Origin of the sequence: Bradyrhizobium sp. SZCCHNR3119, from assembly GCF_032487775.1 — a bacterium.
GTDB lineage: Bacteria > Pseudomonadota > Alphaproteobacteria > Rhizobiales > Xanthobacteraceae > Bradyrhizobium.
Window position 1 is genome coordinate 162,333 of record NZ_JAUEUV010000002.1, and the last position, 20,581, is coordinate 182,913.

General features: G+C 64.1%; 18 protein-coding genes. 17 read left to right on the forward strand and 1 reads right to left on the reverse strand.

Annotation, left to right across the window (positions count from 1 at the left end):
• Window positions 1-31: 31 nt before the first annotated feature.
• The gene (gene kdsA / locus QX034_RS28015; protein WP_409977497.1) at window positions 32-910 is read left to right on the forward strand and encodes a 3-deoxy-8-phosphooctulonate synthase; all 879 of its coding nucleotides are present in this window, start codon (window positions 32-34) and stop codon (window positions 908-910) included.
• The gene (locus QX034_RS28020) at window positions 910-2,118 is read left to right on the forward strand and encodes an MFS transporter (protein ID WP_316196167.1); all 1,209 of its coding nucleotides are present in this window, start codon (window positions 910-912) and stop codon (window positions 2,116-2,118) included. Before kdsA ends, QX034_RS28020 begins: the two co-directional genes overlap by 1 nt.
• Here QX034_RS28020 and queF read toward each other — a convergent pair.
• On the reverse strand, window positions 2,115-2,591 hold the full coding sequence (queF, locus tag QX034_RS28025) for a preQ(1) synthase (RefSeq protein ID WP_315704160.1): 477 nt from the start codon (window positions 2,589-2,591) through the stop codon (window positions 2,115-2,117). The two genes, QX034_RS28020 and queF, sit on opposite strands and share 4 nt — an antisense overlap.
• A 144-nt stretch (window positions 2,592-2,735) precedes the next feature.
• On the opposite strand from queF, the gene eno reads away from it, so the two are divergent.
• The 15 genes from eno to QX034_RS28100 all read left to right on the forward strand — a co-directional run bounded on the left by eno (window position 2,736) and on the right by QX034_RS28100 (window position 20,560).
• A complete protein-coding gene (eno, locus tag QX034_RS28030) occupies window positions 2,736-4,019 on the forward strand; it encodes a phosphopyruvate hydratase (RefSeq protein WP_315730051.1) in 1,284 nt (427 codons plus the stop codon).
• Between the two features lie 202 nt (window positions 4,020-4,221).
• On the forward strand, window positions 4,222-5,364 hold the full coding sequence (locus QX034_RS28035) for a zinc-binding dehydrogenase (protein ID WP_316196169.1): 1,143 nt from the start codon (window positions 4,222-4,224) through the stop codon (window positions 5,362-5,364).
• A gap of 116 nt (window positions 5,365-5,480) precedes the next feature.
• Window positions 5,481-6,479: an MBL fold metallo-hydrolase gene (locus tag QX034_RS28040; protein ID WP_315704157.1), complete on the forward strand. Its 999-nt coding sequence runs from the start codon at window positions 5,481-5,483 to the stop codon at window positions 6,477-6,479.
• A gap of 128 nt (window positions 6,480-6,607) precedes the next feature.
• Window positions 6,608-7,783: a serine hydrolase gene (locus QX034_RS28045; RefSeq protein WP_315704156.1), complete on the forward strand. Its 1,176-nt coding sequence runs from the start codon at window positions 6,608-6,610 to the stop codon at window positions 7,781-7,783.
• Window positions 7,784-7,923: 140 nt separating this feature from the next.
• Window positions 7,924-8,784 (forward strand): hypothetical protein, encoded by an 861-nt coding sequence (locus QX034_RS28050; RefSeq protein WP_315704155.1) that lies wholly within the window; start codon window positions 7,924-7,926, stop codon window positions 8,782-8,784.
• 167 nt (window positions 8,785-8,951) lie between these two features.
• Window positions 8,952-9,509 carry an NADPH-dependent FMN reductase gene (locus QX034_RS28055; protein ID WP_315704154.1) on the forward strand — a complete coding sequence of 186 codons (558 nt, stop codon included), beginning with the start codon at window positions 8,952-8,954 and terminating at the stop codon, window positions 9,507-9,509.
• 302 nt (window positions 9,510-9,811) lie between these two features.
• Window positions 9,812-10,129, forward strand: coding sequence for a septum formation initiator family protein (locus QX034_RS28060; protein ID WP_315704153.1), 318 nt, complete (start codon window positions 9,812-9,814; stop codon window positions 10,127-10,129).
• Between the two features lie 156 nt (window positions 10,130-10,285).
• Window positions 10,286-11,251, forward strand: coding sequence for a GAF domain-containing protein (locus QX034_RS28065; protein WP_315704151.1), 966 nt, complete (start codon window positions 10,286-10,288; stop codon window positions 11,249-11,251).
• A 286-nt stretch (window positions 11,252-11,537) separates the two neighbouring features.
• Entirely contained in the window at window positions 11,538-13,055 is a 1,518-nt protein-coding gene (gene adh, locus QX034_RS28070) for an aldehyde dehydrogenase (protein WP_315704150.1), read from the forward strand.
• Window positions 13,056-13,478: 423 nt separating this feature from the next.
• A complete protein-coding gene (gene pdhA, locus QX034_RS28075; protein WP_315704149.1) occupies window positions 13,479-14,510 on the forward strand; it encodes a pyruvate dehydrogenase (acetyl-transferring) E1 component subunit alpha in 1,032 nt (343 codons plus the stop codon).
• Window positions 14,511-14,538: 28 nt separating this feature from the next.
• A complete protein-coding gene (locus tag QX034_RS28080; protein ID WP_315704148.1) occupies window positions 14,539-15,939 on the forward strand; it encodes a pyruvate dehydrogenase complex E1 component subunit beta in 1,401 nt (466 codons plus the stop codon).
• Between the two features lie 16 nt (window positions 15,940-15,955).
• Window positions 15,956-16,261, forward strand: coding sequence for a DUF5076 domain-containing protein (locus QX034_RS28085; protein WP_008968862.1), 306 nt, complete (start codon window positions 15,956-15,958; stop codon window positions 16,259-16,261).
• A gap of 2 nt (window positions 16,262-16,263) precedes the next feature.
• Window positions 16,264-17,619 (forward strand): pyruvate dehydrogenase complex dihydrolipoamide acetyltransferase, encoded by a 1,356-nt coding sequence (locus tag QX034_RS28090; protein WP_315704147.1) that lies wholly within the window; start codon window positions 16,264-16,266, stop codon window positions 17,617-17,619.
• Between the two features lie 146 nt (window positions 17,620-17,765).
• Window positions 17,766-19,187, forward strand: coding sequence for a dihydrolipoyl dehydrogenase (gene lpdA, locus QX034_RS28095; RefSeq protein WP_315704146.1), 1,422 nt, complete (start codon window positions 17,766-17,768; stop codon window positions 19,185-19,187).
• 131 nt (window positions 19,188-19,318) lie between these two features.
• On the forward strand, window positions 19,319-20,560 hold the full coding sequence (locus QX034_RS28100; RefSeq protein ID WP_315807347.1) for a threonine synthase: 1,242 nt from the start codon (window positions 19,319-19,321) through the stop codon (window positions 20,558-20,560).
• The last annotated feature ends 21 nt before the right edge of the window (window positions 20,561-20,581 follow it).

The following is a 20,581-nucleotide window of genomic DNA, read 5'->3' on the forward strand; positions in this document are numbered from 1 at the left end:
TGCCGGTTGATCCCGGCCGCGCCATTGCGCCATGGTCGGACGCAACGAGGATGATCTCTTGAACTCAACCACACCAGCCGCGGCCGTCGTCACTGCCGGCTCCGTCAGTTTCGGCAATGCGTTGCCGCTCGCCGTCATCGCGGGGCCGTGCCAGCTCGAAAGCCGCAACCACGCGCTGGAAGTGGCCTCGGCCCTGAAGGAGATCGCGGCGCGGCTCAAGATCGGGCTCGTCTATAAGACCTCGTTCGACAAGGCGAATCGCACCAGCGCGTCGGCCGCACGCGGCTTGGGGTTATCGGAGTCGCTGCCGATCTTTGCCGAGATCCGCTCCTCGCTGGGCCTGCCGGTGCTCACCGATGTGCATGAGCCGGCGCAATGCGCCGAGGTGGCGCAGGCTGTCGACGTGCTGCAGATTCCGGCCTTCTTGTGCCGGCAGACCGACCTGCTGCTTGCGGCGGCCGCGACCGGCAAGGTCGTTAACGTCAAGAAGGGCCAGTTCCTCGCGCCCTGGGACATGGCCAATGTGGTGGCCAAGATCACGAGCGCGGGCAATCGCAATGTACTGGTGACCGAGCGTGGCGTGTCGTTCGGCTACAATACGCTGGTCTCGGACATGCGCTCGTTGCCGATCATGGCGCGTACCACCGGTGCGCCGGTCATCTTCGATGCGACCCACTCGGTGCAGCAGCCGGGCGGGAAGGGCACCTCCTCCGGCGGCGAACGCGAATTCGTGCCTGTACTGGCGCGCGCCGCGGTCGCGGTTGGAGTCGCCGGCGTGTTCATCGAAACCCATCCCGATCCCGATCACGCTCCTTCGGACGGCCCCAACATGGTCCCGCTCTCGGAGTTCGAGGGATTGCTGCGCACCCTGATGGCATTCGACGCGCTTGCCAAAGGGCAGGGGCGTTGATGCATCAGACCGTCGCCCGGCCGTCGGAACAGCGCTTCCCGCCAGCGATCAACATCATTGCTTTGGCCGGCTTCTCGGCGGCGCTCTCGACCAGGGCGCTCGATCCGGTGCTGCCGCACGTGGCCGACGATTTCGCCATCAGCATCGCCACGGCCGCAGGCCTCGCTGCCGGCTATGCCTTGATCTATGCGCTGGTCCAACCCTTGATCGGTGCGGCCGCCGATATGTTCGGCAAGGCGCGGTTGATGACGCTCTGCCTGGCGCTGCTTGGCGTTGCAAGCATCCTCGGCGCGCTCGCGAATTCGTTCGGCGCCCTGTTCGCAACCCGCATTCTCGCTGGCATCGCCTCCGGAGGCGTGTTTCCGGTCGCGCTCGGCCTGACGAGCGATCTGGTCGCACCTGCCAAGCGCCAGGTCGCGATTGGCCGGACGTTGGCAGGGTCGATGGCCGGCAATCTGCTCGGCGCCACCGCGTCCGGCGTTATCGGCGATTTCATCGGCTGGCGCGGCGTGCTCGCGACGCTCGGCGCGCTCGGGCTGGTTGCTGCCATCGCGGTCTTCGCCGGTTTTCGCGGGGCGAGCCTGACGCATGCGCCGACGACCGACTTCGCAGCGCTCAGGAAGGGTTATCGCACAATCTTCAGCAATCCGAACACGCGCTACTGCTTTTCCGCGGTCTTCATCGAAGGCTGCTGCGTGTTCGGGCTGTTTCCATTCATCGCGGCCTTCCTGTTCGATCTCGGCGAGAAGTCGCTCTCGATCGCCGGCATCGTGATCGCGGGCTTTGCCGTCGGAGGGCTGTTCTACACCTTCACGGTGTCGCAATTCCTGCCGCGGCTCGGCGTCAAGGGCATGATGATCGCGGGGGCCGCTCTCGTCGGCCTGCAACTGATCGCGATCGCCTTTGGTCCGGGCTGGAAGGTGCAGTTTGCCAGCATGCTGCTGATGGGCTGGGGCTTCTACATGATCCACGGCTGTCTTCAGGTTTTCGCCAGCGAACTGTCTATCGAGGCGCGCGCGACCGCGATGTCGCTGCACTCGTTCTCCTTCTTTATGGGCCAGACCGTCGGTCCCATCGCCTATGGCTTCGGCGTCGTCCATGCCGGCAAGCTGCCGAGCCTGATGGCTGCGGCCGGCATCATGATCGCCCTCGGCTTTGCCTGCGCCGCGCTGATCCGGCAGCGGCCGCCGGCGGATGCTGTGACCTAGCCCCGCCCGCGATAGGGCGCCACGCCCTGGTCGGGCACCCACAGTCCCTTCGGCAGCTTGCCCGTCTGCCAGAACACGTCGATCGGAATGCCGCCGCGCGGATACCAGTAGCCGCCGATGCGCAAGAATTTCGGTTTGATCTCGGCCGCGATCCGCTTGCCGATCGCAACCGTGCAGTCCTCGTGGAAGGCGCCATGGTTGCGGAAGCTCGCCAGATAGAGCTTCAGCGATTTCGATTCCAGCAGCCATGGACCCGGCGCGTAGTCGATCACCAGATGCGCGAAATCCGGTTGGCCCGTGACCGGGCAGAGCGAAGTGAACTCCGGTACCGTGAAGCGGGTCAGATAGTCGGTGTCCTTCTGCGGATTGGGCACCCGGTCGAGCCGGGCGGCCTCGGGGCGATCCGGCCACGCAACCGCTTGTCCCAGCTGAAGTGGGGCTGAAGCCTCGGATTTGTCGGGTTTTTTCGCCATGGGGGTCTCCGTTCCACCCTCCCATAGCCAATCGCGGCAAGCCCGTCACGGGTGCTTGCTTCATTCTCCTTGGCCTTTTCGCACCCGCGGCCTTGCGCTAGAAGCGGCGCCGAACGGTTGACCCAAGAAACACATGAGGAACCCATGACCGCCATCGTCGACATCATCGGCCGCGAAATTCTCGACAGCCGCGGCAATCCCACGGTCGAGGTCGACGTCGTGCTGGAGGACGGCTCGGTGGGCCGGGCCGCGGTGCCGTCGGGGGCGTCCACGGGCGCCCATGAGGCGGTCGAGCTGCGCGATGGCGACAAGGACCGCTATCTCGGCAAGGGCGTGCAGCAGGCGGTCGAGGCCGTCAATGGCGAGATCTATGAAGCGCTCAGCGACATGGCGGTGCAGGACCAGGTCTCCATCGACCAGATCCTGATCGAGCTCGACGGCACCCCGAACAAGAGCCGACTCGGCGCCAATGCCATTCTGGGCGTCTCGCTCGCCTGCGCCAAGGCGGCGTCGATCTCCTATGACATGCCGCTCTATCGCTATGTCGGCGGCGTCAATGCGCGCACGCTGCCGGTACCGATGATGAACATCCTCAATGGTGGCGTGCACGCCGACAATCCGATCGACTTCCAGGAATTCATGATCATGCCGGTCGGCGCGCCAACGTTCGCCGAGGCTCTGCGCTGCGGCTCCGAGATCTTCCACACGCTGCGCGGCGAGTTGAAGAAGGCGGGCCACAACACCAATGTCGGCGACGAGGGCGGCTTCGCGCCGAACATTCCGTCGGCGGACGCCGCGCTCGACTTCGTCATGAGCGCGATCGGCAAGGCCGGCTACACCGCAGGCGAGGACGTGATGCTGGCGCTCGACTGCGCCGCGACCGAGTTCTTCAAGGACGGCACATACGTCTATGGCGGAGAGAACAAGACCCGCTCGCGCTCCGAACAGGCGAAATATCTGGCTGATCTCGTTGCGCGCTACCCGATCGTCTCGATCGAGGACGGCATGTCGGAAGACGACATGGACGGCTGGAAGGAGCTGACCGACCTGGTCGGCGCCAAGTGCCAGCTCGTCGGCGACGACCTGTTCGTCACCAACGTGGACCGTCTGTCCGATGGCATCAAGGCGGGCCGCGCCAACTCGATCCTGATCAAGGTCAACCAGATCGGCACGCTGACCGAGACGCTCGCCGCAGTCGAGATGGCCTACAAGGCCGGCTACACCGCCGTGATGTCGCACCGCTCCGGTGAGACCGAGGACTCCACCATCGCGGACCTCGCCGTCGCCACCAATTGCGGGCAGATCAAGACCGGCTCGCTGGCGCGCTCCGACCGCACCGCGAAGTACAACCAGCTCCTGCGCATCGAGGAGGAGCTGGACTCCCAGGCGAAGTATGCGGGCAGGGCGGCGCTGAAGGCGCTGGCCTGATCAACCCCGCACCCCGCTGGGCTCATGGTTCGAGACGCGCGGCGTTGCCGCGCCCTCACTATAGGCGGCGAGAATCTCGCGGCGGGCAAAATCCCCATCCTGAGGAGGCCGCCGCAGGCGGCCGTCTCGAAGGATGGCAACGACAAAGATTGCAGGCCCAGCTCGTTTCCATAGCTGGGTGCGAGCGGCAAGGGAGGACGGCATGACTGATGCGACGCATGGTCTGCAACTGCGCACATTGATCAAGGCGAGCGGCGAGCTCGAAATCTCGTTGCTCGACGCGCCGACTCCCGAACCCGGGCCCGACGAGGTCGTGGTGCGGGTCGAGGCGGCGCCGATCAATCCGTCCGACCTCGGGCTTTTGGTTGGAGCCGCCGATCTGTCGACCATGCAGGCGTCCGGCAGCAAGGAGCATCCGGTGATCACGGCGAAGGTGCCGGAAGCCGGCATGCGGGCAATGTCCGGCCGCGTCGGCGAGTCGATGCCGGTCGGCAATGAGGGCGCCGGTGTCGTCATCAAGACCGGCTCGTCCGAGGCGGCCAAGGCACTGATGGGCCGGACGGTCGCGATGATCGGCGGCGCGATGTACGGGCAATATCGCTGCTTGAAGGTCGCGGAATGTTTGGCGCTGCCGGAGGGCACGACGGCGGCGGAAGGCGCCTCCTGCTTCGTCAATCCGCTCACCGCGCTCGGCATGACCGAGACCATGAAGCGGGAAGGGCACACCGCGCTGGTCCACACCGCGGCTGCCTCCAACCTCGGGCAGATGTTGAACAGGATCTGCCTCAAGGACGGCATTCCGCTGGTCAATATCGTGCGCAGCGCCGGGCAGGCGGAGATCCTGCGGAAGATCGGCGCCAAATATATCGTCGACTCCACTGCGCCGGATTTTATGGAATCCTTGATCAACGCGCTGGTCGAGACCGGCGCGACGATCGCCTTCGATGCCATTGGCGGCGGCAAGCTGGCCGGCCAGATCCTCACTGGCATGGAGGCCGCGATCAACAAGTCGGGCAAACGCGCCTACAGCCGCTACGGTTCGAGCGTGCACAAGCAGGTCTATATCTACGGCGCCCTCGATACGCGCCCGACCGAGATCGCGCGCTCCTTCGGCATGGCCTGGAGCGTCGGGGGCTGGCTGCTATTCCCGTTCCTGATGAAGATCGGTCAGGCCGACGGGCAGCGGCTGCGCCAGCGTGTCCTCGACGAATTGAAGACGACGTTCGCGAGCCACTACACCAAGGTGGTCTCGTTGACCGAGGCGCTCGATCCCGCCAACCTCGCGGTCTACGCCAAACGGGCAACTGGCGAAAAATTCCTTATCAACCCGAACAAAGATAAGTGACGTAAGGTCGCGCCCGGCGGCCGCTGCCGCCCTTGCCTTCTCGCCGCGGCCGGAGAAAATCCGCTCGCGAATGGATGCGGCGTGCGCCGCAAAACTGCTGAGGGGAGAAATTCGCCATGACCGATCTGAGCCGCCGTCAAGTTCTGGCCGCTGCCGCTGCTGTGGGAGCCGCAAGCGCGTTGTCGCCGCTCGGACTATCAATTGCGCGGGCAGCGGTGCCGGCTGCCGGCGCCCAGGCACCGGGCTTCTATCGCTACAAGGTTGGAGACTACGAGTGCACGTCGATCAATGACGGCGCGCGCACATTCCCGATGCCCGACAAGTTCGTCACCAATCTGCCGAAGGAGGAGGCCCTCGCGGCAGCCGACGAGGCCTATATGCCGAAGGGCATGGTGACAGTGCCGTTCAATCCGCAGCTGATCAATACCGGATCCAAGCTGGTGCTGATCGACACCGGCAATGGCGTCGCCAATCTCGAGGCCAGCAAAGGCGCGGTCGGCCGCACCTTGCAGAACCTCGCCGCCGCCGGCGTCGATCCCAAGAGCATCGACATCGTGGTGCTGTCCCATATGCATGGCGATCATATCAACGGCATCAGGCTCGCGGACGGCGCGTTGGCCTTCCCGAACGCCGAGCTCAAGGTGCCCGCCAAGGAATGGGAGTTCTGGGCGAGCGACGACAACGCCGCCAAGGCGCAGTCGGACCTGATGAAGGGCAACTTTGCAAACTTCAAGAAGGTGTTCGCGAGGCTCGAGGGCAAGGTCACCAAGTATGATTGGGACAAGGAGGTCGCCCCCGGCATCACCGCGATCGGGACCCCCGGTCACACGCCGGGCCATACGTCATTCGCCGTCGCCTCGGGCAACGCCAAGGTTCTCATTCAGTCCGACGTCACCAACATTCCGGAGTTCTTCCTGCGTAACCCGGATTGGCACGTGATGTATGACACCGATGCCGAACTGGCGCAGGCGACGCGGCACAAATTCTACGACATGGCCGCAGCGGAGAAGGCAACGGTGATCGGCTTCCACTTCCAGTTTCCGTCGGTCGGCCACGTCGAGAAGAACGGCAGCACATACCGGCTGATCCCGGCGCCCTGGAATCCGGTGATCTGACCATCCGGCCCTTCAACCTCGCAGGTCGCCGGAACGGCGGCCTGCCTGCTTTTGCAGCGTCGTCGCATCTTTTGTTCTGGGCAGCGCGAGTCTATCTATCTCGCTTCGCAAATTGACCCGGACTGTGAATGTCGATTGATCCTTTGCCCGCGCGCGCCGACCGATCCAACTGGCGCACGGCGCCGTACAGCCGCCAGGCATTCCGCAACATCCGCGCCATCCTTCCCGTCGCCGATATCGAAAGTGCCCCGGGCAGTGCGTGGCCGTTGCCGGCGCGCCCGCGAGAGTTCGACGACTTCAGTTTGAAGCTGCCGAATGGATCGCGCCTTGATCTCGCGGGCTTTCTCAAGACCACCGCCACGGACGGGCTCGTCGTGCTGCATGACGGCCGCATCGTCTTCGAATTCTACGATGGCGGCCTGGATCGCGAGACGCCGCACATCCTGATGTCCGCGACCAAGTCGATCACGGGCCTGATGGCCGGCATCTTAGTGGGGCGCGGCGAACTCGACGTGAACGCGGAGGTGACGACCTACATCCCCGAAGTTGCCGCGACGGCCTATCGCGGTGCGACCATTCGCGAACTCCTGGACATGCGCGCGGGCGTCGTGCTGGACGCTGCAGGGTTGCAAGCCTATGCCGATGCGAGCGGCTGGGAGCCGGTGGCGCCCGGCGCGACGGCCGACTTGCACGGCTTCTACGCAACGATGCGGGCGCAGGCGAAACCGCATGGCGGCCCGTTCAGCTATGTATCGGCCAATACCGATCTGCTCGGCTGGGTGATCGAACGCGCTACGGGGCGCAGCTTTGCCAATCTGGTCGGCACGCTGCTGTGGAAGCCGATGGGCGCCAGCGGAGAGACTTACATCACCGTGGATGCCAAAGGCGCGCCGCGCTGCACCGGCGGCTTCTGCGCGACGCTGCGCGACTTTGCCCGCCTCGGCCAGCTCGTACTCGCAAATGGCCATCGCGATTCCAACCAGATCATTCCGGAGCGTTGGATCGAGGACATCAGGCACGGCGGCGATGCCGAGGCCTGGCGCGAGGGACAGTGGCGCGACAGCTTCGCGGCGATCAGCAGGAACATGCATTACCGCAGCGGCTGGTACGTCATCGACGACGCGCCGCAGCTGCTGTTCGCCATGGGCATCCACGGCCAGAACCTGTTCGTCGATACCGTCAACAACATAGTCATTGCGAAGGTCTCGTCCTGGGCGCAACCGGTCGAGCCGCAGGCGATCTGGCTGACCCACAAGGCAGTCGCTGAATTCACGCGCTGCATCGGGGAGGATGCGGGCCGGTAGCGATCGTTTCGCGGCAGCCCATGATGCGGCGCGAGCGAGCACTTGTGCGGACCGCAGGCGAAGTTGATTTTGATCAAGGCTCTTGGCGAAGCCAAGCGCAAATTCCACCTCACGTTGTGAGTAACGGGATGGGGTGGTCCATGCGCGTTTGTATCCTCGCCTTTGCGCTTGTGATTGCGGTGTTCGCATCGACCTCCTCGGCGCGGGCCGGCTGCTGGCCGAGCGAGAATTTCCCGATCGTCTGCTTTCTGGATACCCAAGGCATCGGCTGCGTTCAGTACCACGCGCTGACGAGTGCCAAAGCCGTTCAATATCCCCAGCCGCGCTATTCGATCTATGAGTTCGAGACCACGCATTGGTGGAAAGGCGGCAAGGAGATGGCCTGTCCGCCGAACAAAACAGTCAAGCTCACCGGCGTGTGGGATCGCGAGACGGGGAAGGCGGAGGAGACGGTCTCCAACGGCTGGTCAAGCTGGTCACAGAACGCCACTTGCACCAACAATCCCTGGACCGGGCAGGGGCCGTCCGGCGTGCCGCTTTGCTCATTCCCGACCAACGATCCCAATGCGGGGCTTCCCGCCACATCCGCCATGCTGACCGCTGCGCAGAAAGACAACCTGCTCCACATCCAGGAGCCGCTGCATACGCGTTGCCAGCTGCTGTCTCCATCGGAGTTCGGCGCGACTTCGCTCGCCAAGCCTTCGATCGTCGAGGTGATCGTTGCACATCACGAGTTCCAGACCATCCAATGGCATCTGTTGTTCCTGGATCATGGCGATCTCGGACCGTGGCACGAGGTTGCCCCGCCGAAGCCGAAGGCGGTGATGATTTGGCAGGGCACCAGATATTCCGAGCGCCGCATCGCCACGTCACGGCGGAAGTTCTGGCTCAACAAGCCGGGTCATTGGAAGGTCGTTGCCATTCCAACCTTGCAGACCGCACAAATGAGCGCGACGATGGTAAGCTTGGAATGTCCAGGAGCGGACTTCGACGTGCAATGACGTGTCGACGGCGCCAGTTGCCCCCATGCGGTGTGGCACGAACATGATGATGTCGGTCGCGACCATCGGGAAACGCTGAGTTTCTAAAAACTCATGCTTCATGCACTTGCATGATTTTCTCATGAGAGTTAAGTCGCCCGACCTCTTTTGGCTCGAAAGGACGCCTGATGCCTGGCCCGTATTCTATCGTTGCGCTCGTCGGCAGTCTCCGCAAGGAGAGCTTCACGCTCAAGATCGCCAATGCCATGGCCAAGCTGGCGCCGGCGAGCCTCTCGGTCGCCGTGACCACGCTGCATGATCTGTCCTTCTTCAACCAGGATATCGAGGCCAATCCGCCGGCGGATTGGCTGAGGCTGCGCGAGAAGCTGCAGCACTCGAATGGCGTCCTCATCCTGACGCCGGAGTACAACCGCTCCATTCCCGGCGTCCTGAAAAACGCCATCGACATCGCTTCGCGCCCCTATGGCAAGAGCTCATTCCTGGGCAAGCCGATCGGCATCGTCTCGAATTCGCCCGGACCGCTCGGCGGCGTATCGGCAGCCAAGCATTTGCAGACCATCATGCCCGGCATCTCTGGCCCGATCATGGGGCAGCCGGAAATCTATCTGAACGGCGTCGGTGACGCGTTCGATGACCAGGGCGAGTTGACCAAGGACTCGCTGAAGGTGGTGCTGCAGCAATATCTTGAAGCGTTTGCCGCGTTCGTGGAGAAGCAGAACAGGTGAGACGGCAGCTTGCTCAGATTGTCACAGCGCTCGCGGCGTGATCGCGACAACCTCGCCCCGCAAGCGGCAGGGTATCGATAGGAAAAAACTCGGCCGACGATCTCTCTCGCGGTCGTCCTTCGAGACGCTCGCCTCCGGCGAGCTCCTCAGGACGAGGGTTTGTTTTGCGGCAAATGACAGACCCTCATGGTGAGGAGCGCCGCTTGCGGCGCGTCTCGAACCATGAGGCCCGGTCGGGTTCGGCTGCTTGCGATGGTCCTGCCTTAAGGCTGCCTTAACCAAGTCGCCGCATCCTGCGGCCCATGGTCTCCCGCGCGCGTCTTAAATCATTCCTGACCGGGCTCGCCCTGTACACGATGGCGGCGGCCATCATCGGCTATTTCGGCATCAACGCCTATACCGGGCGCTACGGCCTGACCGCCCGCCAGGAACTCGACCAGGAGATCATCGCGCTGACCTCGGAGCTGGTGCGGCTGAAGCAGGAGCGCGCCGACAGCCAGAAGCGGGTGTCGCTGTTGCGCGCCGACCGTATCGATCCCGACATGCTCGATGAACGGGCACGCTTTCAGCTCGATTATGCCAATCCGCACGATCTGGTCAGGATCAATCATCCGCGGTAATCTCGTCTTCCGGGCCGACGCCGCAGCCGAGGAGAGTTCAGGTACGGGCGCGTGACGTTCCGGTCCGTTCCGTCTGTCGGTTTCCAAGTTTGACGCAGATCAAACGGAGCCGGGCCGGCTGCCTTAGCCGTAGTTCTGGGAGGAGCGCCAAACGCGATGAATAAGCGCGAGCTCGTGCAGCATGCAACGCTGGTTGAGGCCGCCATCGCCTCCGGCCACGCGGCGAAATCTGCCGTCGTAGCGTCCTGGAGCCGCTCGTCCCGATTCCATCAGCTCGATCCCGCCGGCACCCGGCCGCCGCTCCGGCTGACCGAGGCCGAGCTTGCGCGGATTCGTGAGAGGGCCGCGCCGCTGCTGCAGGCTGCCCGGCCGATCATGGACCGGCTGTATCAGGCGGTCGGGGCGACAGGCTGCTCCGTCCTGCTGGCCGCCGAGGATGGCGTTCCGGTCGATCGCCGTGGTGCCGCGGCCGACGATGCCACCTTCGAATCCTGGGGGCTTTGGACCGGTGCGGTCTGGAGCGAGGCGCACGAAGGCACCAACGGCATCGGCACGTGTCTCGTTGAAAAGCGGCCGTTGACGATCGACCGCGATCAGCACTTCTTCACGCGCAACACTTTGCTGAGCTGCACGGCCTCACCGATCTACGATCATGACGCCAAGCTGGTCGGTGTGCTCGACGTCTCTTCCTGCCGCGCCGATCGCACCGAAGCCTTTGCGGATCTGATCACGCTGGCCGTCGGTGAAGCGGCCCGCCGCATTGAAGCCGAGATGTTCAGGGCCGCTTTTCCGAAGGCGAGGATGGTCCTTGTGCCTGCGCCGGACGGCCATGGTGGCGGGCTGCTTGCGGTCGATGCCGATGACCTCGTGGTTGGCGCCACGCGCTCCGCCCGCTCGTCCCTGGGACTTGCGCCGGACCGGACCTTTCAGCCGATGCCGGCGGCCGACCTCCTGAGCGGGCCAGGGGCAGCACTGGAGCAGTTCGGCGATGTCGAGCGCGGGGTGCTGCAACGCGCGCTGCTGCGGGCGCAAGGCAACGTCTCGGCCGCGGCCAAGGCGCTCGGCGTCAGCAGAGCCACGCTCCACCGCAAGCTGAAGCGCTTCGGCCTCAACGGGCACTGACCGGCCTCTCACCGTTCTTGGGCCTGCAAGGGCGCGCGACGCAGGATGTGGCTGCGCCCGCGTGCAACCGGCGCTTCGCTCATCGTGCGCGGAGCAAACTGTCGCAGATCTGCGACAGTTCCGGGGAGCGAGCCTTGGCGCCCCGGCTGACAGGTCGGCCCTCTCACGACATCGTTCGCCACGTCGCAGCCACGCGAACCGCCCCTGCAAATCGCCGATCTCAAGCCGCTTTGCCGGGCCAAGCGCAGCGACGAACGATGCAACAAAACATTGGGAGTAACACGCCATGAACAAGCCGGAATTCCTGACCGCAACCACGTCGCCCTTTGCCGAGCGTTATGACAATTTCATCGGCGGCAAATGGGTCGCGCCGTATTCGGGCAAATATTTCGACAACGTCTCGCCGGTGACCGGCCAGGTCGTCTGCAAGATCGCGCGCTCGGACGCCCAGGACATCGAAGCCGCGCTCGATGCCGCCCATGCCGCAAAGGATGCGTGGGGACGGGCCAGCGTCGTCGAACGCGCTATCGTCCTCAACCGTATCGCCGATCGCATGGAGGCCAATCTCGAACGCCTCGCGGTGGCCGAGACCTGGGACAACGGCAAGCCGATCCGCGAGACCCGCGCCGCCGACCTGCCGCTCGCAATCGATCACTTCCGCTACTTTGCCGGTGTCGTGCGCGGCCAGGAAGGCACGCTTGCCGAGATCGATCACGATACCGTCGCTTATCACTTCCACGAACCGCTGGGCGTGGTCGGACAGATCATTCCTTGGAATTTCCCGCTCCTGATGGCGTGCTGGAAGCTCGCGCCGGCGCTCGCGGCCGGCAACTGCGTGGTGCTGAAGCCGGCCGAGCAGACGCCGGCTTCGATCATGGTCTGGATCGAGCTGATCGCCGATCTGCTGCCGCCTGGCGTCCTCAACATCGTCAACGGCTTCGGCCTGGAAGCCGGCAAGCCGTTGGCGTCGAGCCCGCGGATCGCCAAGATCGCCTTCACCGGCGAGACCACGACGGGCCGGCTGATCATGCAATATGCCAGCCAGAACCTCATTCCGGTGACGCTCGAGCTGGGCGGCAAGTCGCCCAACATCTTCTTCAAGGACGTTGCGGCCGAGGACGACGACTTCTTCGACAAGGCGATCGAAGGTTTCGTGATGTTCGCGCTCAACCAGGGCGAGGTCTGCACCTGCCCGAGCCGCGCGCTGGTGCATGAAGACATCTTCGACAAGTTCATGGCGCGCGCGCTTGAGCGCGTTGCCGCCATCAGGCAGGACGATCCGCGCAATCCGGCGACCATGATCGGAGCGCAGGCCTCGAACGAACAGCTCGAAAAGATCCTCTCCTACATCGAGATCGGCAAGCAGGAGGGGGCAAAGCTGCTCGCCGGCGGCAAGCGCGCAGAGCTCGGCGGCGATCTCGCCGGCGGCTTCTACGTCCAGCCCACCGTGTTCCAGGGCAACAACAGGATGCGCATCTTCCAGGAAGAGATCTTCGGGCCGGTCGTGTCGGTCACGACCTTCAAGACCGATGACGAGGCGCTGGCGATCGCCAACGATACGCTCTATGGCCTGGGCGCCGGAGTCTGGAGCCGCGATGCCAATCGCTGCTACCGGTTTGGCCGGGCGATCCAGGCCGGCCGGGTCTGGACCAACTGTTATCACGCCTATCCGGCGCATGCCGCGTTCGGCGGCTACAAGCAGTCCGGCATCGGGCGCGAGACGCACAAGATGATGCTCGACCATTACCAGCAGACCAAGAACCTCCTGGTCAGCTACAGCCCGAAGAAGCTGGGCTTCTTCTAGAGCATGGTCCGGAAGGCTGGAAACCGGTTTTCCGAAAAGATCATGTTCAATCAAAGAGATGAGATCCTGATGCGATTCTTTCTAATCTCATCATGATCTAAGGACCCGACTTTCTCTCCCTGACTGGACCCCGGCGGTATCGCGCGATGAGCACGGTGCCGCCGATTTTTGTGGTGAATGGGCTTTGACCGACGCCGGACATCCTTTCCGGGAGGAGCGCACCCGGCAGAGCTATAGAGTGGTGGCCTGCCGCGGTTTTGAGCAATTCAATATCGCCAGCGGCCGTGAGTCTTTGCAAAACTTTCATCTGCGCTGCACTGCGGTATAGCAAAACTTCTGCCGTGCAACGGCAATCCTTCCACCCCGGTTTGAGTTGGGATAGAGAGGGCCGTTCAATCTTCCCCCTTTGAAGCCGGAATCGCTATGGCCGCACCTGCCGCACCCAAGAAAAGCGCTGCAAAAGACGTAAACGCGGAAAAGGGAAGCGGGCCGCCGCCGGAATTTACCAGAGAGCAGGAGCTGACCGCGCTGCGCGACATGCTGCTGATCCGCCGCTTCGAGGAGAAGGCAGGTCAGCTCTACGGCATGGGTGCGATCGGCGGCTTCTGCCATCTCTATATTGGCCAGGAGGCGGTCGTCGTCGGCATGCAGATGGCGCTCAAGCAGGGCGATCAGGTCATTACCGGCTACCGCGATCACGGTCACATGCTGGCGACCGGCATGGACGCCAGGGGCGTCATGGCCGAGCTGACCGGCCGCCGCGGTGGCTACTCCAAGGGCAAGGGCGGCTCGATGCACATGTTCAGCATCGAGAAGCATTTCTACGGTGGCCACGGCATCGTCGGCGCGCAGGTCTCGCTGGGTACGGGCTTGGCTCTCGCCAATCGCTACCGGGGCAACGACTCGGTGTCGATCGCCTATTTCGGAGACGGCGCGGCCAACCAGGGCCAGGTCTATGAGAGCTTCAACATGGCCGAGCTCTGGAAGCTGCCGGTCGTCTATGTGATCGAGAACAACCGCTATGCCATGGGCACCGCGGTGACCCGCGCCTCTGCGCAGACCGACTTCTCCAAGCGCGGCATCTCCTTCAACATTCCCGGCGAGCAGGTCGACGGCATGGACGTGCGCGCGGTCAAGGCCGCCGGCGAAAAGGCGGTGGCCTGGTGCCGCGAAGGCAAGGGCCCGTACATTCTGGAAATGCAGACCTACCGCTATCGCGGCCACTCGATGTCGGACCCGGCCAAGTACCGCACCCGTGAGGAGGTCGAGCAGGTGCGCCACGACCACGATCCGATCGAACAGGTGCGCAATCGCCTGCTCGCGGCGAAGGTCAGCGAACAGGATTTGAAGGCGATCGACGCGGATGTGCGCAAGATCGTCAACGAGGCCGCCGATTTCGCGCAAGCCGATCCCGAGCCCGATCCGTCCGAGCTCTACACCGACGTTTATCGCTAAGCGCAGACGCTGTTTTTCCGGAGCTGATATGCCTATTCAAGTTTTGATGCCTGCGCTGTCGCCGACGATGGAGAAGGGCAACCTCGCCAAATGGCTGAAAAAGGAAGGCGAGCAGATCAAGTCGGGTGACGTGATCGCCGAGATCGAGACCGACAAGGCGACCATGGAGGTCGAGGCGACCGATGAGGGCACGCTCGGCAAGATCCTGATCCCCGAGGGCACCGCTGATGTCGCCGTGAATACGCCGATCGCAACCATCCTCGCTGATGGCGAGAGCGTTGCCGATCTCGGCAAGGCGGCAGCGCCGGCACCCGAGATGAAGGCCGCGCAGTCCGCGCCGCCGGCCGCCGAGACGACCGGCGCAATGCCGGCCTCGCCGGCGCCGACCGGTGTGGCAGCGCCACAGAGCGTCGCCGAGCCCGACCCCGAAGTGCCGGCGGGCACCGAGATGGTGACCATGACCATCCGCGAGGCGCTGCGCGACGCGATGGCCGAGGAAATGCGCCGCGACGCCGACGTCTTCATCATGGGCGAGGAGGTCGCGGAATATCAGGGCGCCTACAAGGTGACGCAGGGCCTTCTGCAGGAGTTCGGCGCCCGGCGCGTGATGGATACGCCGATCACCGAGCATGGCTTTGCGGGCGCCGGAGTCGGCGCCGCGATGGCGGGCCTGAAGCCGATCGTCGAGTTCATGACTTTCAACTTCGCCATGCAGGCGATGGACCAGATCATCAATTCCGCCGCCAAGACGCTCTATATGTCCGGCGGCCAGATGGGCTGCTCCATCGTGTTCCGTGGACCCAATGGTGCCGCGGCGCGCGTCGCCGCCCAGCACAGCCAGGATTACTCGTCCTGGTACTCGCACGTTCCGGGCCTGAAAGTGATCGCTCCCTATTCGGCCGCCGACGCCAAGGGGCTCTTGAAAGCTGCGATCCGCGATCCCAACCCGGTGATCTTCCTCGAGAACGAGGTGCTCTACGGCCACTCCGGCGAGGTGCCAAAGCTCGACGACTACGTGATCCCGATCGGCAAAGCGCGGATCGCACGCGCCGGCAAGGACGTCACCATCATCTCCTGGTCGAACGGCATGACCTATGCGCTCAAGGCGGCCGAGGAACTCGCCAAGGAGGGCATCGAGGCCGAGGTGATCGACCTGCGCACGCTGCGCCCGATGGATACCGAAACCATCGTCGCCTCGGTCAAGAAGACCGGCCGCGCGGTGACGGTGGAAGAGGGCTGGCAGCAGAGCGGCGTCGGCGCCGAGATCGCCGCGCGCATCATGGAGCACGCTTTCGACTATCTCGATGCGCCAGTGATGCGCGTCTCCGGCAAGGACGTGCCGATGCCTTATGCGGCCAACCTGGAGAAGCTGGCACTGCCCTCGGCCGCTGAGGTCGTGCAGGCCGCGAAATCCGTCTGCTACCGCTAAGCGCCGAGGAGACACCATGGCCGGCCCCAAGGAGCAGCCGCTGCCGCCCGACGTCATCGGCCGCGAGGACGCCACCGAAGTGTTGCGCGCCTTCGTGCTCGACGGTGGCCTCTCGATCGCGTTCCAGCGCGCCTTCGAGGAGCCGGACGTTTGGGGGCTGTTGCTGGTCGATGTGGCCCGCCATGCTGCGCGCGCCTATGCGCGCGAGACCGAAATGTCCGAAGACGAAGCGCTCTCGCGCATCGTCGAAATGTTCGAAGCCGAGCTGGCTCGGCCGACCGATATGGGCACCACCACCCCAAGGTCGAAACAAGGTCACTGATCATGCCGATCAATATTCTGATGCCCGCTTTGTCGCCGACGATGGAGAAGGGCAATCTCGCCAAATGGCTCAAGAAGGAAGGCGACAAGGTCAAGAGCGGCGACGTCATCGCCGAGATCGAGACCGACAAGGCGACCATGGAGGTCGAGGCCGTCGATGAAGGCACGCTGGCCAAGATCCTGGTGCCGGAAGGCACGCAGGACGTCGCCGTCAACGACGTGATCGCGGTGCTCGCCGGCGACGGCGAGGATGTGAAGGCCGCCGGCAGCGCGGCACCTGCCAAAGCGCCGCAGGCCGAGAAGGCACCTTCAGCTGAAGCGCCGAAGCCGGTCGCTGCACCGGCTCCGGCCGCGGCGCCGGCGGCTGCAGCGAAGCCGGCCGCGGCTCCCGCACCGCAGGCTGTGGCGCCTGCGCCGCAGATGAACGGCCACGAGCGCGTGTTCTCTTCGCCGCTCGCGCGTCGCCTCGCCAAGGATGCCGGCATCGATCTGTCGCGCATTTCCGGCACCGGTCCGCATGGCCGCGTCATCGCGCGCGACGTCGAAGAGGCCAAGGCGGGCCGTGGCCTGAAGGCTCCGGCCGCCGCGCCTGCGGCTGGTCCCGCGCTCGCCCCGTCGATGTCGGACAAGCAGATCCTGGCCCTGTTCGAGCCGGGTTCATACGACATCGTGCCGCATGACAATATGCGCCGGACCATCGCGCAGCGCCTGACCGCGGCGGTGCAGACCATTCCGCACTTCTATCTCACGATCGATTGCGACATCGGCAAGCTCCTGGCCGCGCGCGAGGAGATCAATGCGGCTGCGCCAAAGGACAAGGAGAAGAAGCCGCTCTACAAGCTCTCGGTGAACGACTTCGTCATCAAGGCGATGGCGGTCGCGCTGCAGAAAATTCCGGACTGTAACGTGAGCTGGACCGAAGGCGGCATGGTCAAGCACAAGCATTCCGACATCGGCGTCGCGGTGGCGATGCCCGGCGGCCTGATCACGCCGATCATCCGCAAGGCCGAGACCAAGACGCTGTCGGCGATCTCGGGCGAGATGAAGGATTTCGCTGCGCGTGCGCGAGCACGCAAGCTGAAGCCGGAGGAATATCAGGGCGGCACCACGGCGGTGTCGAACCTCGGCATGTACGGCATCAATCATTTCACCGCGGTCATCAATCCTCCGCACGCGACGATCCTCGCGGTCGGCACGTCAGAGGAGAGGCCTGTCGTTCGCGATGGCAAGATCGAGGTCGCGAGCATGATGAGCGTGACGCTGTCCTGCGATCACCGCGCCATCGACGGCGCGCTCGGCGCTGAACTGATCGGCGCTTTCAAGCAGCTGATCGAGAATCCCGTGATGATGATGGTGTGACGTGCCATCATCGCGAACGCAGCGCAGCGTTGTAGGGTGGGCAAAGGCGCTTTGCGCCGTGCCCACCATCCAACAAGCTCGCCGTTTGACGGTGGGCACGCTTCGCTTTGCCCACCCTACAAATCCAAGCTGAGATCGGAACCGTTATGGCCGACACGAACTTTGACGTCATCATCATCGGCTCCGGCCCCGGCGGCTATGTGGCCGCGATCCGCGCTGCCCAGCTCGGCCTCAAGACCGCGATCATCGAGAAATCCTACCTCGGCGGTATCTGCCTGAACTGGGGCTGCATCCCGACCAAGGCGCTGCTGCGCTCGGCCGAGATCTATCACTACATGCAGCACGCCAAGGATTACGGGCTGTCCGCCGACAACATCAAATATGATCCGAAGGCGGTGGTCGCTCGCTCGCGCGGCGTCTCGAAGCGGCTGAACGACGGCGTCGGTTTCCTGATGAAGAAGAACAAGGTCTCGGTGATCTGGGGCCGCGCCACGATCGACGCGCCCGGCAAGATAACAGTGACCAAATCGGACGTCGAAGCGCCGAAGGGTGCGCTCGGCGAGGGCACCTATCAGGCCAAGCACATCATCGTCGCGACCGGCGCGCGGCCGCGCGTGCTGCCGGGGCTCGAGCCGGACAAGAAGCTGATCTGGACCTATTTCGAGGCGATGGTGCCGGAGAAGATGCCGAAGTCGCTGCTGGTGATCGGCTCCGGCGCGATCGGCATCGAATTCGCATCCTTCTTCCACACCATGGGCTCCGACGTCACCGTGGTCGAGGTGCTGCCGCAGATCCTCCCGGTCGAGGATGCGGAGATTGCGGGCCTGGCGCGCAAGCGCTTCGAGAAACAGGGCATCAAGATCCTCACCGGCGCCGGCGTGAAGAAGCTGGAGAAGAAGGCCGACAGCGTGGTGGCGACCATCGAGGAGGCCCCAGGCAAGCTGCAGACGGTCGAGTTCGAGCGCGTGATCTCGGCGGTCGGCGTGGTCGGCAACATCGAGAATCTCGGGCTCGAGAAGCTCGGGGTGAAGACCGAGCGCGGCTGCATCGTGATCGATGGCTATGGCAAGACCAACGTACCCGGCATCTACGCCATCGGCGACGTCGCGGGTCCCCCGATGCTCGCGCACAAGGCCGAGCATGAGGGCGTGATCTGCGTCGAAGCCATCAAGGGCCTGCATCCGCATCCGATGGACAAGCTCATGATTCCGGGCTGTACCTATTGCAATCCGCAAGTCGCTTCCGTCGGCCTGACCGAAGCGAAGGCGAAAGAGCAGGGGCGCGAGATCCGCGTCGGCCGCTTCCCGTTCGTCGGCAACGGCAAGGCGATTGCACTCGGAGAAGACCAGGGCCTGGTCAAGGTGATCTTCGACAAGAAGACCGGCCAGCTGCTCGGCGCGCATATGATCGGCGCCGAGGTCACCGAGCTGATCCAGGGTTATGTCGTCGCGATGAATCTGGAGACGACCGAGGAAGAGCTGATGCACACGGTGTTCCCGCATCCGACCCTGTCGGAGATGATGAAGGAAGCCGTGCTCGACGCTTACGGGCGCGTGCTGAACATCTGAATGACAGTCATTGCGAGCGAAGCGAAGCAATCCAGACATGCGTCTGCAGAATCGGTCTGGATCGCTTCGTCGCTCGCGCTCCTCGCAATGACGCGCAACGAATTGCGATCGACGCAGGAAAGAAACAGGCCGTGCAATCCAGCGACAACCTCACCATCGAGCGCCCGACTTTCGTCACCCATCTCGAATGCGCGATGGAAGGCGACCACTATCCGGCGGATCAGGTCCATAATCTCTCCAAGGCCGGCAAGCCCCTGCTGGTGCGCTATGATCTTGCCGGCGTCAAAAAGTCGTTGAGCAAGGAGGCGCTCGGCCAGCGTCCCGCGGACCTGTGGCGCTATCGCGAACTGCTGCCTGTGCGCAAATGCCGGGACATCGTCAGCCTCGGCGAGGTCATGACCCCGCTGATCAACCTGCCGAAGCTCTCGGCCAAGCTCGGCGGCGGCGAGATCATCGTGAAGGACGAGGGGCGGTTGCCGACCGGCTCGTTCAAGGCGCGCGGGCTGGTCATGGCGGTGTCGATGGGCAAGGCGCTCGGCATCAAGCACATGGCGATGCCGACCAACGGTAACGCCGGTGCGGCGCTCGCGGCTTATGCGACCCGCTGCGGCATCAAGACCACCATCTTCTGCCCGGCGGATACGCCGGAGGTGAATGTCAGCGAGATCGAGCTGCAGGGCGCGACCGTCTACCGCGTCAACGGCCTGATCGACGACTGCGGCAAGATCGTCGGCGAGGGCAAGGCCAAGGTCGGCTGGTTCGATACTTCCACCTTGAAGGAGCCGTACCGGATCGAGGGCAAGAAGACGATGGGGCTCGAGCTCGCCGAGCAGCTCGGCTGGGACGTGCCCGATGTGATCTTCTATCCGACCGGCGGCGGCACCGGCCTGATCGGCATGTGGAAGGCGTTCGACGAACTGGAGAAGATCGGCTTCATCGGCAGCAAGCGCCCGCGCATGGTCGCGGTGCAGGCCTCGGGCTGCGCGCCGATGGTGCGTGCCTTTGAAGCAGGTGTCGAGCATGCGACGCGCTGGGAAGATGCGCATACGATCGCGTCGGGCATCCGGGTGCCGCAGGCGGTCGGAGATTTTCTGATCCTCCGCGCCGTTCGTGAGAGCAAAGGCTTCGCCATCGCGGTCGATGACGAGAAGATTTCGTCTGCGCTCACTGAAGTGGCGCGCGAGGAGGGGCTGCTCTTGTGCCCTGAAGGGGCGGCGACCTATGCGGCTTACAAGCAGAGTCTGGCTGACGGCCGCGTCACAAAAAATGATCGCGTGATGCTGTTCAATTGCGCCACAGGCCTTAAATATCCGCTGCCGCCGGTACAACGTACGCTCGATCGCCACCAGGTGATCGACTACACGCAATTCTAACAACTATCAGCACCGCGGCCT